Source organism: Vibrio sp. VB16 (assembly GCF_015594925.2).
Lineage (GTDB): Bacteria > Pseudomonadota > Gammaproteobacteria > Enterobacterales > Vibrionaceae > Vibrio.
Genome location: NZ_CP087590.1, coordinates 22658 through 36514, shown reverse-complemented (window position 1 = coordinate 36514; position 13857 = coordinate 22658). Strand labels below are relative to the sequence as shown.

The 13857-nt window shown below is 44.5% G+C and carries 6 protein-coding genes, 2 tRNA genes and 4 rRNA genes; 2 read left to right on the top strand and 10 right to left on the bottom strand.

Translation table 11 applies throughout. The features are described 5' to 3' along the window. Positions 1-18: 18 nt before the first annotated feature. Positions 19-1503, bottom strand: coding sequence for a ketol-acid reductoisomerase (gene ilvC / locus IUZ65_RS00155; RefSeq protein ID WP_195704774.1), 1485 nt, complete (start codon positions 1501-1503; stop codon positions 19-21). A gap of 140 nt (positions 1504-1643) precedes the next feature. On the opposite strand from ilvC, the gene ilvY reads away from it, so the two are divergent. Then, positions 1644-2534, top strand: coding sequence for an HTH-type transcriptional activator IlvY (gene ilvY / locus IUZ65_RS00150; protein WP_195704773.1), 891 nt, complete (start codon positions 1644-1646; stop codon positions 2532-2534). Between the two features lie 111 nt (positions 2535-2645). Here the strand turns inward: ilvY and rrf (IUZ65_RS00145) are convergent. The 9 genes from rrf (IUZ65_RS00145) to IUZ65_RS00105 all read right to left on the bottom strand — a co-directional run bounded on the left by rrf (IUZ65_RS00145) (position 2646) and on the right by IUZ65_RS00105 (position 11451). Beyond that, positions 2646-2761 (bottom strand): 5S ribosomal RNA (gene rrf, locus IUZ65_RS00145). A gap of 8 nt (positions 2762-2769) precedes the next feature. Further along, positions 2770-2846, bottom strand: a tRNA-Thr gene (locus IUZ65_RS00140). A gap of 142 nt (positions 2847-2988) precedes the next feature. Then, a 5S ribosomal RNA gene (gene rrf / locus IUZ65_RS00135) occupies positions 2989-3104 on the bottom strand. Between the two features lie 122 nt (positions 3105-3226). Next, positions 3227-6119, bottom strand: a 23S ribosomal RNA gene (locus tag IUZ65_RS00130). Between the two features lie 372 nt (positions 6120-6491). Further along, positions 6492-6567: transfer RNA gene (locus IUZ65_RS00125), tRNA-Glu, on the bottom strand. A gap of 90 nt (positions 6568-6657) precedes the next feature. Further along, positions 6658-8210: ribosomal RNA gene (locus IUZ65_RS00120) — 16S ribosomal RNA — on the bottom strand. The 16S, 23S and 5S rRNA genes sit together here with 2 tRNA genes alongside, the layout of an rRNA operon. Before the next feature lie 574 nt (positions 8211-8784). Further along, positions 8785-9312: a menaquinone-dependent protoporphyrinogen IX dehydrogenase gene (hemG, locus tag IUZ65_RS00115; protein ID WP_195704772.1), complete on the bottom strand. Its 528-nt coding sequence runs from the start codon at positions 9310-9312 to the stop codon at positions 8785-8787. 10 nt (positions 9313-9322) lie between these two features. Next, positions 9323-10780 carry a TrkH family potassium uptake protein gene (locus tag IUZ65_RS00110; protein ID WP_231363595.1) on the bottom strand — a complete coding sequence of 486 codons (1458 nt, stop codon included), beginning with the start codon at positions 10778-10780 and terminating at the stop codon, positions 9323-9325. 35 nt (positions 10781-10815) lie between these two features. Then, entirely contained in the window at positions 10816-11451 is a 636-nt protein-coding gene (locus IUZ65_RS00105; protein ID WP_195704770.1) for a YigZ family protein, read from the bottom strand. 233 nt (positions 11452-11684) lie between these two features. On the opposite strand from IUZ65_RS00105, the gene fadB reads away from it, so the two are divergent. Further along, a complete protein-coding gene (gene fadB / locus IUZ65_RS00100; protein WP_195704769.1) occupies positions 11685-13856 on the top strand; it encodes a fatty acid oxidation complex subunit alpha FadB in 2172 nt (723 codons plus the stop codon). Position 13857 lies beyond the last annotated feature (1 nt).

Sequence of the window (13857 nt, the reverse complement as noted above, 5' to 3'; positions counted from 1 at the left end):
ATTTTTTCTGAGAAGGAATTAACCGCCTACCGCAATACGCTTCATATCCGTCATATAGCCACGCAACTCTTCACCAATATACTCTACTGGGTGATTTCGAATGATTTCATTCACTTCAATCAACGTTCCATTATCAACATGATTAGACGTTTCGCCTAAGCCTTTACCAATGACATCAGTACCCACTTTCGGCATGAACTTCTCACGTAGAAGTGGCGTTGCTACGTTAGCAAATAGATAGTTACCATATTCAGCGGTATCAGAGATAACGACGTTCATTTCATAAAGACGTTTACGTGCAACAGTATTAGCAATCAACGGAAGTTCATGTAAAGACTCATAGTATGCTGACTCGTCAATGATGCCAGATGCTGTCATCGCTTCAAATGCGAGTTCAACACCTGCGCGAACCATCGCAATCATCAAGATACCGTTATCGAAATACTCTTGCTCAGAGATTTCTACGTCTGTCTCAGGATAGTTTTCAAACGCTGTTTGGCCTGTTTCTTCACGCCAACCTAGTAGGTTCACATCGTCGTTAGCCCAATCTGCCATCATCGTACCCGAAAAATTACCAACGATAATATCGTCCATGTGTTTATTATAAAGGGGACGCATTAACTCTTTAAGCTCTTCAGAAAGCTCAAATGCTTTAACTTTTCCAGGGTTAGATAAGCGGTCCATCATGTGACTGATGCCGCCAAATTTAAGTGCTTCTGTAATTGTTTCCCAACCGAATTGAAGAAGTTTACCGGCATAACCTTCATCAATACCTTCAGAAATCATTTTCTCATAACATACGATAGAGCCCGCTTGCAGCATGCCACATAGGATAGTTTGCTCTCCCATTAGGTCTGATTTAACTTCCGCGACAAAAGACGACTCTAGACAACCTGCTCTGTGGCCACCAGTACCCGCAGCCCAAGCTTTAGCGATATCCCATCCTTCACCTTGTGGGTCATTTTCTGGGTGAACAGCGATGAGTGTTGGTACACCGAATCCGCGTTTGTATTCTTCACGTACTTCTGTCCCCGGACACTTAGGTGCAACCATAACCACTGTTATATCTTTACGAACCTGCATACCCTCTTCAACGATGTTGAAACCGTGAGAATAACCTAGAGCTGCCCCCTCTTTCATCAGAGGCATAATTGTTTCTACAACATTAGTGTGTTGTTTGTCTGGCGTTAGATTCACAACCAGATCAGCTTGAGGGATTAGAGTCTCGTAGCTGCCTACTTCAAAACCGTTTTCACTCGCATTTTTGAATGACTGACGCTTTTCATCAATCGCAGCCTGACGTAGCGCGTAAGCAATATCAAGACCAGAATCACGCATGTTAAGACCCTGGTTAAGGCCTTGAGCACCACAACCAACGATCACAACTTTTTTACCTTTAAGGTAATCCGCTTCTGCCGCAAATTCTTCACGATCCATAAAGCGACAGCGACCAAGTTGGTCTAATTGCTCACGTAGATTAAGAGTATTGAAATAGTTAGCCATGTAAGAGATTCCTTTAAGAATTGTCCGTTGGTCGACTGCATGTGAGTCGAATAACCACATAGTAATGCAGGCGTTTAATTGCTTAAAGTGATATATTCACAATTAGTAAATGCAATAAATGCAACATCAAGTGTGAAGATATGAATATTAAGAGCCTTCAGTTGTTTATCCATCTGTGTGATAGCAGAAGCTTCAACAAAACCGCGCATGCGATGCACGTCAGTCCGTCTGCTTTGAGTCGTCAAATTCAAAAACTTGAAGAAGAAATAGGGCAAAGTCTTCTTATTCGAGATAACCGAAGTGTAGACCTAACAAACGCAGGTAAAAAACTCTTACCAATAGCGTTAAGTATCACGACTGACTGGTATGGATACCGGTCAGAGTTGTCAGAACAGAGCAAAGAGTTAGAAGGTGAGATTCATCTATTCTGCTCGGTGACAGCAAGCTATAGCCATCTACCTGATTTACTGAATGACTTTCGACTCACCTACCCGCAAATTGACCTAAAGATATCTACTGGAGATCCAGCACAAGCGATAGATATTGTTCTAGAAGGCAAAGCAGATATCGCTATATCAGCAAAACCAGAGCAACTACCAGCGAGATTGGCATTCGAAACTATCGGTAATATACCGCTGTCAATTATTGCACCAACCGGCATTAGTAGCTTTTCTCAAGAATTATTAAAAGAACACCCTATGTGGGAAACCATCCCTTTTATTCTACCAGAAGCTGGAACCGCGAGAGATCGCGCAAATTATTGGTTCAAAAAGAAAAAAATAAAGCCCAATATATACGCTCAGGTATCAGGACATGAAGCGATTGTCAGTATGGTCGCACTAGGTTGTGGAATTGGTATTGCGCCAGATGTGGTCATAAACAATAGCCCAGTAAAGGATAAGATACAGAGATTAAAGCTAGAGTCAGTAAAGCCATTTGATTTAGGAATCTGCTGTAACCGCTCCAAATTAAATGATCCATTGATCCACGCACTTTGGCAGTTAGCTGAGAATAAATTTATTTCTACTTAAACGAAAAAAGCCTTCCCGCAAGGGAAGGCTTTTCGAATTTCTTGCCTTTATCTTAATAAGATTAGAAGGCTCATTGTCATCACTTATAAAAAGTGAAAACATAAAATTAGAACCTGGCAATGTCCTACTCTCACATGGGGAGACCCCACACTACCATCGGCGCTATTGCGTTTCACTTCTGAGTTCGGCATGGAATCAGGTGGGTCCACAATGCTATGGTTGCCAAGAAAAATTCTGGTGCTGATACCCAGACTCGAACTGGGGACCTCATCCTTACCAAGGATGCGCTCTACCGGGCTGAGCTATATCAGCGCTCTAAATTTGGATATTTGCAAAAAGCAATAGCCCGATCAGAGAACGGGCTATTATATTCTGCTAATAATCAAAGTCTTATAAAACTTAGCTTTGACTATTTTTGCCTTATCTTTCCTAAAAAAGATAAAACGGTATTAAAGCCTGGCGATGTCCTACTCTCACATGGGGAGACCCCACACTACCATCGGCGCTATTGCGTTTCACTTCTGAGTTCGGCATGGAATCAGGTGGGTCCACAACGCTATGGTCGCCAAGCAAATTTGGTAAAGCTTCCTAATAACTTAGAAAACTTTAATAATCTGGATTACTGACCTAAATAAAAGTTCACACACATTCAATGTTCTTACATTGAGTCCACAAAACCCCTTGGGTGTTGTATGGTTAAGCCTCACGGGCAATTAGTACAGGTTAGCTCAACGCCTCACAACGCTTACACACCCTGCCTATCAACGTTCTAGTCTCGAACAACCCTTTAGGACACGTAAAGTGCCAGGGAAGACTCATCTCAAGGCTCGCTTCGCGCTTAGATGCTTTCAGCGCTTATCGATTCCGAACTTAGCTACCGGGCAATGCCATTGGCATGACAACCCGAACACCAGTGGTTCGTCCACTCCGGTCCTCTCGTACTAGGAGCAGCCCCTTTCAATCTTCCAACGCCCACGGCAGATAGGGACCGAACTGTCTCACGACGTTCTAAACCCAGCTCGCGTACCACTTTAAATGGCGAACAGCCATACCCTTGGGACCGACTTCAGCCCCAGGATGTGATGAGCCGACATCGAGGTGCCAAACACCGCCGTCGATATGAACTCTTGGGCGGTATCAGCCTGTTATCCCCGGAGTACCTTTTATCCGTTGAGCGATGGCCCTTCCATTCAGAACCACCGGATCACTATGACCTGCTTTCGCACCTGCTCGAATTGTCATTCTCGCAGTCAAGCGGGCTTATGCCATTGCACTAACCACACGATGTCCAACCGTGTTTAGCCCACCTTCGTGCTCCTCCGTTACTCTTTGGGAGGAGACCGCCCCAGTCAAACTACCCACCAGGCACTGTCCGCAACCCCGATAAGGGGCCTACGTTAGAACATCAAGCATACAAGGGTGGTATTTCAAGGTCGACTCCACTCCATCTAGCGACGAAGTTTCAAAGTCTCCCACCTATCCTACACATGTAGGGTCAATGTTCAGTGCCAAGCTGTAGTAAAGGTTCACGGGGTCTTTCCGTCTAGCCGCGGGTACACTGCATCTTCACAGCGATTTCAATTTCACTGAGTCTCGGGTGGAGACAGCGTGGCCATCATTACGCCATTCGTGCAGGTCGGAACTTACCCGACAAGGAATTTCGCTACCTTAGGACCGTTATAGTTACGGCCGCCGTTTACCGGGGCTTCGATCAAGAGCTTCGTCCGAAGACTAACCCCATCAATTAACCTTCCGGCACCGGGCAGGCGTCACACCGTATACGTCATCTTACGATTTTGCACAGTGCTGTGTTTTTAATAAACAGTTGCAGCCACCTGGTATCTGCGACTCCCGATAGCTCCATCCGCAAGGGATTTCACCGTCAAGAGCGTACCTTCTCCCGAAGTTACGGTACCATTTTGCCTAGTTCCTTCACCCGAGTTCTCTCAAGCGCCTTGGTATTCTCTACCCGACCACCTGTGTCGGTTTGGGGTACGATTTCTTATAATCTGAAGCTTAGAGGCTTTTCCTGGAAGCATGGCATCAATGACTTCATCACCGTAGTGACTCGACATCGGGTCTCAGCCTAACAATTTCCCGGATTTACCTAAGAAATTAGCCTACACCCTTGAACCTGGACTACCATCGCCAGGCTCACCTAGCCTTCTCCGTCCCCCCATCGCAATTATAAGAAGTACGGGAATATTAACCCGTTTCCCATCGACTACGCCTTTCGGCCTCGCCTTAGGGGTCGACTTACCCTGCCCCGATTAACGTTGGACAGGAACCCTTGGTCTTCCGGCGTGGGAGTTTTTCACTCCCATTATCGTTACTCATGTCAGCATTCGCACTTCTGATACCTCCAGCAGACCTTACAGTCCACCTTCAACGGCTTACAGAACGCTCCCCTACCCAACATAATAAATTATGTTGCCGCAGCTTCGGTGTATAGCTTAGCCCCGTTACATCTTCCGCGCAGGCCGACTCGACCAGTGAGCTATTACGCTTTCTTTAAATGATGGCTGCTTCTAAGCCAACATCCTGGCTGTCTGAGCCTTCCCACATCGTTTCCCACTTAGCTATACTTTGGGACCTTAGCTGGCGGTCTGGGTTGTTTCCCTCTCCACGACGGACGTTAGCACCCGCCGTGTGTCTCCCGGATATTACTTACTGGTATTCGGAGTTTGCAAAGGGTTGGTAAGTCGGGATGACCCCCTAGCCTTAACAGTGCTCTACCCCCAGTAGTATTCGTCCGAGGCGCTACCTAAATAGCTTTCGGGGAGAACCAGCTATCTCCAGGTTTGATTGGCCTTTCACCCCTAGCCACAAGTCATCCGCTAATTTTTCAACATTAGTCGGTTCGGTCCTCCAGTTGATGTTACTCAACCTTCAACCTGCCCATGGCTAGATCACCTGGTTTCGGGTCTATACCTAGCAACTCGACGCCCAGTTAAGACTCGGTTTCCCTACGGCTCCCCTATACGGTTAACCTTGCTACTAAATATAAGTCGCTGACCCATTATACAAAAGGTACGCAGTCACAGGACGCAATGCCTGCTCCTACTGCTTGTACGTACACGGTTTCAGGTTCTATTTCACTCCCCTCACAGGGGTTCTTTTCGCCTTTCCCTCACGGTACTGGTTCACTATCGGTCAGTCAGTAGTATTTAGCCTTGGAGGATGGTCCCCCCATATTCAAACAGGATATCACGTGTCCCGCCTTACTCGTTTTCACTTAAAATGACGTGTCGGTTACAGGGCTATCACCTTGTATCGCGATACTTTCCAGAATCTTCACCTGCATCATTAAAAGCTTAAGGGCTAATCCAATTTCGCTCGCCGCTACTTTCGGAATCTCGGTTGATTTCTACTCCTCCGGGTACTTAGATGTTTCAGTTCCCCGGGTTTGCCTTATTAACCTATGTATTCAGTTAATAATACTAGCTTATGCTAGTGGGTTTCCCCATTCGGAAATCGTAGACTCAAGTGGCTTTTACTGCCTTATCTACGCTTATCGCAAGTTAATACGTCCTTCATCGCCTCTGACTGCCAAGGCATCCACCGTGTACGCTTAGTCACTTAACCATACAACCCCAAAGGGTTTCGCTTACGCGAAATAACAACGAATTGTTATTGTATTAGCAACCAAGGTTTCTATCGTTGCCTCATTATTTGAATGAGCGAGACAACATTTTCGATTTTGCCGGACTCAAATATTAAACAGTTAACCGAAGTTAGCTGTTTCCAAGAACACTTGAATGTGTGTTGGTTTGTTATCACCGAAGTGACAACAAGTACCTAAATCTAAAAGACTTAGGATTTGAGAACTTTTATTTTGATAAATAATAATCAATTATTTATCAGTCAGCTTTCCAAATTGTTAAAGAGCAAAGATTTTATACTTATCGTAATAAGTGAAAACCATTTTTAAATACACTCGAAGAATGTGCTTAAAAATGGTATCCCGTAGGGGAGTCGAACCCCTGTTACCGCCGTGAAAGGGCGGTGTCCTAGGCCTCTAGACGAACGGGACATAGGGTCGAAGGCACGGTGGCCTTCTACTCTCTTTACTTTCTAAACCTATATCAATTTGTGTAGACACTCATCATGTACAATCATCGTTTAAGGAGGTGATCCAGCCCCAGGTTCCCCTAGGGCTACCTTGTTACGACTTCACCCCAGTCATGAACCACAAAGTGGTAAGCGTCCCCCCGAAGGTTAAACTACCTACTTCTTTTGCAGCCCACTCCCATGGTGTGACGGGCGGTGTGTACAAGGCCCGGGAACGTATTCACCGTAGCATTCTGATCTACGATTACTAGCGATTCCGACTTCATGGAGTCGAGTTGCAGACTCCAATCCGGACTACGACGCACTTTTTGGGATTCGCTCACTATTGCTAGTTGGCTGCCCTCTGTATGCGCCATTGTAGCACGTGTGTAGCCCTACTCGTAAGGGCCATGATGACTTGACGTCGTCCCCACCTTCCTCCGGTTTATCACCGGCAGTCTCCCCAAAGTTCCCGACATAACTCGCTGGCAATTAAGGATAAGGGTTGCGCTCGTTGCGGGACTTAACCCAACATTTCACAACACGAGCTGACGACAGCCATGCAGCACCTGTCTCAGAGCTCCCGAAGGCACACCTGTGTCTCCACTGGCTTCTCTGGATGTCAAGAGTAGGTAAGGTTCTTCGCGTTGCATCGAATTAAACCACATGCTCCACCGCTTGTGCGGGCCCCCGTCAATTCATTTGAGTTTTAATCTTGCGACCGTACTCCCCAGGCGGTCTACTTAACGCGTTAGCTCCGAAAGCCACGGCTCAAGGCCACAACCTTCAAGTAGACATCGTTTACGGCGTGGACTACCAGGGTATCTAATCCTGTTTGCTCCCCACGCTTTCGCATCTGAGTGTCAGTATCTGTCCAGGGGGCCGCCTTCGCCACTGGTATTCCTTCAGATCTCTACGCATTTCACCGCTACACCTGAAATTCTACCCCCCTCTACAGTACTCTAGTTTGCCAGTTTCAAATGACCTTCCGGGGTTGAGCCCCGGGCTTTCACATCTGACTTAACAAACCACCTGCATGCGCTTTACGCCCAGTAATTCCGATTAACGCTCGCACCCTCCGTATTACCGCGGCTGCTGGCACGGAGTTAGCCGGTGCTTCTTCTGTAGCTAACGTCAAACAATAAGCGTATTAAACTTACTGCCTTCCTCACTACTGAAAGTACTTTACAACCCGAAGGCCTTCTTCATACACGCGGCATGGCTGCATCAGGCTTTCGCCCATTGTGCAATATTCCCCACTGCTGCCTCCCGTAGGAGTCTGGACCGTGTCTCAGTTCCAGTGTGGCTGATCATCCTCTCAGACCAGCTAGAGATCGTCGCCTTGGTGAGCCATTACCCCACCAACTAGCTAATCTCACTTAGGCTTATCCAATCGCGGAAGGCCCGAAGGTCCCCTCCTTTCCCCCGTAGGGCGTATGCGGTATTAGCTATCGTTTCCAATAGTTATCCCCCTCAACTGGGCAAATTCCTAAGCATTACTCACCCGTCCGCCGCTCGACGCCTATTAACGCTCCCGAAGGATTGTTAACATCGTTTCCGCTCGACTTGCATGTGTTAAGCCTGCCGCCAGCGTTCAATCTGAGCCATGATCAAACTCTTCAATTTAAGTTCTTTTTGGCTCAATGAATACTGACTTTAAATTGCCTTTTACTTTAGATAACCGAAGGTTAAATAGTAAAGTGTTCTTTAAAGTTCTATCACTCCAACAGAGTGATATTTAAATAACTGTGTTCGAAGTTAATTCGCTTTCACTTTTAAAAAAGTAAAAACAAAATAAGCATCAAATTAGGTCACTCAGTTCATTGAAACCGTTGTTGATTTCGTGCCCTAAGGCAGAGAATCATCTTCGATTGTCATCAACGAGTGCCCACACAGATTGATATAGGTTTAAATTGTTAAAGAGCGTTGCTTCTCGGTTGCTGTAAAGCTTTCCTTGAAGCGGACGTGCATTCTAGCGATTTAAAGTGAAGAGTCAAATACTTTTTCATTTTAATTTCGAAGGCTTTTTCAAGCTGCTCGTCTTACTGATTTACCTGCAAAGCCTTGTGGGCTCTACCGTGTCAGTGAGGCGCATTATAGAGACATGAATCACATTGGCAACCCCTTTTTGCACTTTTTTCGAATTTAATTTCTATTCGAACAAAATTGACTCAATAAGGGGTAAAAAGACGAGTTTTGTTTACATTTCTTTAATAGATTGGGCGTATTTCGTTACTTTATCCCAGTTAGTGTATTCAATCTCTTTACTAGAATCCGTTTCTCCCCCCGTCATTTTCATAATGAGCTGAATCATGACTCTATCGATGAACTTATACTTGGGATAACGAAGGGCTCCAGCAAAAACGCCTTGTAGCTTCGGTGCCCAAGGTGATTTTTTTAGGAAGGTACGCATGTAGGCACTCCCTTCTGGTGTATCTTTACCTTGGTCTTCCTTACGAGCGGTTAGGTTTACGCAAAAGAAGGCGACTTTATAATGGTTTAACGCTTTTAAGTTACGCCCTATAAAACGGTAAAGATTTTTACTCAAATGCCCATAGCGAATAGATGCGCCAATAACGACCTTATTGTAAGCGGCAAAGTCGACGTCTGCTTTATCATCGAGATTTTGAAACTCACATTCATACTCTGGCAGTTCATTTTGAATATGTTGGCAGATCTTGACAGTCTGACCATCGGTTGTCGCATATAAAAAAAGGATTTTTTCCACTGACTTTCCCTTAACTACGCCAAAAGGTAGGCGTGAATAAAATTAATAGAGTAAATATTTCCAGTCTACCAAATAACATGGACACCACTAATACCCATTTAGCTTTGTCATTGACATCACCATAGTGTAACGCAACGTCTCCTAGTCCGGGACCAAGATTATTCAATGTTGAAGCAACGGCAGAAAAAGCGCTGAGTTCATCAATACCCGTTGCGATCAAGGCCAACATGCAGATAACAAATACCAACGCATATGCACAGAAAAAGCCCCATACTGCATCAACCACTCGCTGTGGCAATGCACTGTCCCCAAGCTTTATCGTAAACACAGCTCTAGGGTGGATCAGTCGCTTAATTTCACGAGAGCCTTGCAAGGTAAGTAATAAGATGCGAATTACCTTCATTCCTCCACCTGTAGATCCTGCGCATCCTCCTATAAAAGAAGAGAATAACAACAGCACGGGTAAGAATAGAGGCCACTCAGAAAAGCCCGTCGTGGTAAACCCGGCGGTAGTCGAAATAGATACCGTCTGAAACAGTGCCTGGTCAAAGGCATCATATATAGAGATATACGATTGGTGCATCAGCAATAGAAGAAAACAAATCAGAAACAATATCGCTTGGATCGTAAAGAACGCTCTAAATTCTGGATCTTTAATATAATACTTAGGATGCACCCCACCTGAAGAGAAAGCAGCAAAATGCAAAGAGAAGTTACAACCTGAAATAAGCAGGAATACCACCGTAATCATATTGATGGCATGACTGTCGAAATACCCCATACTAGCGTCATGGGTTGAGAACCCACCAATAGCAATCGTTGAGAAGCTGTGGCAAATAGCATCAAACGCACTCATACCTGCAAGCCAGAACGCACCTGCACAGGCTAAGGTTAAGCTCAGGTAAATATACCAAAGCGCTTTAGCTGTTTCTGCGATTCTCGGAGTCATCTTACTGTCTTTAACTGGCCCTGGTATTTCAGCTCTATAAAGCTGCATTCCACCAATACCTAGGACAGGAAGTATCGCTACCGCTAGTACGATTATCCCCATCCCACCAAACCACTGTAAAAACTGGCGATAGAATAGGATTGCTTTGGGTAGATCATCTAAACCAACGATAACCGTCGCACCCGTGGTCGTTAAGGCAGAGAAAGATTCAAAAAAGGCATCGGTAACGGTGATTGCTGGATCTTCAGATATGAGAAAAGGTAACGCGCCAGCACTACCTATAACGGTCCAAAAAAGGACAACAATAAGAAAGCCGTCGCGAGCTTTTAGGTCTTTCTTGTGTCTACGATTGGGGAACCAACATGCCGTTCCACAAAACAACAAAACAAAAAAAGTACTGACAAATGGAACACCCGCACCATCCCGATAGACCAAAGCAACAAATGCTGGCGCTAACATAGATATACTGAATAAGGCCAGTAACAAGCCGACTATGCGGATAATTGAACGAAATTGCATATTTGCATTATGAAGCTGAGCTTCTAACTTCCTAGTTATCTTTTCATTGGGGTGACGGTATCTTGAGAAACAATAATCCTCGCACCACTTTTATTGATGACACTTAATGTAAAGTCCGAAACCTGTCGCTTTTCTATTTCTAATGTCATCTCAATCTGTTCAAAAAACTCTGTATTCAAAGCCGACGCTTCATATTGCGCCATTATATTTTTTAATAGGGGCATAAACGAGTAGTCTAACCTTAGTTGCAACTGAGTGTTGATTTTTTTCTCTAGAGTTTGAAGTCGTTTAAGTGCTTGCTGTACGCCACCACCATATGCCTTAACCAATCCCCCGGTTCCTAACTTTATTCCTCCAGAGTATCGAGTAACGACTGCAACCATCTCGCCCACACCTGAACCACTAAGCTGAGCTAAGATTGGTTTACCTGCTGTGCCTGACGGCTCACCATCGTCACTAAAGCCCCACATCATTGAATCATCTGCTCTGCCAGCCACAAACGCCCAACAATGATGTCGAGCACCAGAATGTTTTCCTTTTACTTCTTCAATAAAGCTCTTGGCCGCTTCTATTGTAGGTGCATGAGCAAGTTGAGTAATAAAAAGGCTTTTTTTTATCTCTTCTTCAAACTCAACGGGCTCGGCTGGAATTCGATACGGTTGGTCGTTCATCTTTAACTTATCTAACGTACTAATTTAACTAGTCTATCACGATAAAAACCCACCTATACTAGAAAACCAACATCACAAATGTTAAACGCTTGTTTGAATTTTGTTGATATTTTGATTTCAGTGGTTCAAAATCAATCATCTGGTCAAACCAGAATTTTGTCAAACAGAGCAAGAATAAATAAGAAATGGACTCTCGATAGCAAATACGCATTGCTTTTTTACGGAGAAAGATAATGATTTACCAAGCCACTACCCTACAGGTAAGAGAATTGAACGACGGCATTGCCGAGTTGAGCTTTTGTGCACCCGCCTCAGTGAACAAACTTGATTTAGGAACGCTAGAATCACTCGATCAAGCTCTTGATGCCCTTAAAAATCACTCAAGCTTAACTGGTCTCATTCTTAGTTCAGATAAAGATACTTTTATTGTGGGCGCCGATATTACCGAGTTTTTAGGTTTGTTCGCTAAACCAGAAGAAGAGCTCGATCAATGGGTGCAGTATGCAAATAGTATTTTCAACAAACTAGAAGATCTACCCGTCCCCACCCTTTCAATGATCAAGGGTTACGCTCTAGGTGGTGGTTGCGAGTGCGTATTGGCTACAGATTTTCGTATTGGTGACAAAACCACAAGCATAGGTTTACCAGAAACACAGCTAGGCATTATGCCTGGGTTTGGTGGATCTGTTCGTATGCCTCGTTTGGTTGGTGCTGATACAGCGATGGAGCTCATTACTACAGGCAAGCCAAAACGCGCTGAAGACGCGCTTAAAATAGGTTTGCTTGATGCGGTTGTTGATACAGACACACTACTCGAGTCGGCAATTAACACGATTACTCAGGCAAAAAATGAACAACTCGATTGGCAGGCTCGCCGTAAACAAAAAACCTCCGCGTTAACACTAAGTAAGCTAGAAGCCATGATGAGTTTTACAATGGCAAAAGGCTTAGTCATACAAAAGGCGGGACCACATTATCCTGCACCAATAACCTCGGTGGTAGCAATAGAAGAAGCCGCTACCTGTAGCCGAAATGCCGCATTAGATATAGAGCGTAAACACTTTATCAAACTGGCAAAATCGGAAGAAGCTAAATCCCTTGTTGGATTATTTTTAAATGATCAACACATAAAAGGGATTGCCAAAAAGGCCGCAAAATCTGCAAATAAAAAAACAGAAAGAGCAGCGGTACTTGGCGCTGGTATTATGGGCGGTGGTATCGCTTACCAATCCGCGCTCAAGGGCGTACCCGTGATGATGAAAGATATCGCTCAGGCCTCACTTGATTTGGGTATGAAAGAAGCCTCTAAGTTACTAAACAAACAACTATTAAGAGGTCGTATCGACGGTTTCAAGATGACCGGTATTCTTTCTTCTATTACACCGAGTCTTCATTATGCGGGCATTGAGCAATCCGACATTATTGTTGAAGCCGTTGTTGAAAACCCTAAAATTAAAGCCTTCGTATTGAGCGAAGTTGAAACATACGCATCAGAAGATAGCGTTATAGCCTCCAATACATCTACGATCCCAATCAACCTACTTGCCAAATCACTTAAACGCCCAGAAAACTTCTGTGGTATGCATTTCTTTAACCCCGTCCACCGTATGCCATTGGTAGAGATTATTCGTGGTGAAAAAACATCAGAAGAGACGATTAATCGTGTTGTTGCTTATGCAGCAAAAATGGGTAAGTCCCCTATTGTTGTTAATGATTGTCCGGGTTTCTTTGTCAACCGCGTACTTTTTCCATACTTCGGTGGGTTTAGTGCACTCCTGAAAGATGGAGCAGACTTCATTAAAGTAGACAAAGTGATGGAAAAGAAATTTGGCTGGCCAATGGGACCCGCTTATTTGCTCGATGTCGTGGGAATTGATACTGCCCATCATGCACAAGAAGTTATGGCTCAGGGCTTTCCAGAAAGAATGTCAAAACAAGGCAAAGATTCTATTGGTGCTCTTTTTGAAGCTAACAAATTTGGCCAAAAGAATGGTCATGGTTTCTACGCATACTCTGTCGATAAAAAAGGTAGACCTAAAAAATCATTATCTGAAGATGTTTTACCACTTCTTGAATCTGTTTGTGCAAATAAACAAGCCTTTGATGATGACACGATTATCCAAAGAATGATGATTCCTATGATTAACGAAGTCGTGCTTTGCTTAGAAGAAGGCATTATTGCGTCACCACAAGAAGCCGATATGGCCTTGGTATATGGTTTAGGTTTCCCTCCATTTAGAGGTGGTGTATTCCGCTATATAGACAGTATTGGCGCAAAACACTATGTTGAAATGGCGGCGCAATACAAAGCATTGGGCCCACTCTATGAAGTCCCTCAAATGCTATTAGATATGGCAGAAAACGATGGCGTATTCTACCAAGCTCAACAAACTGGCTCACTTTAAT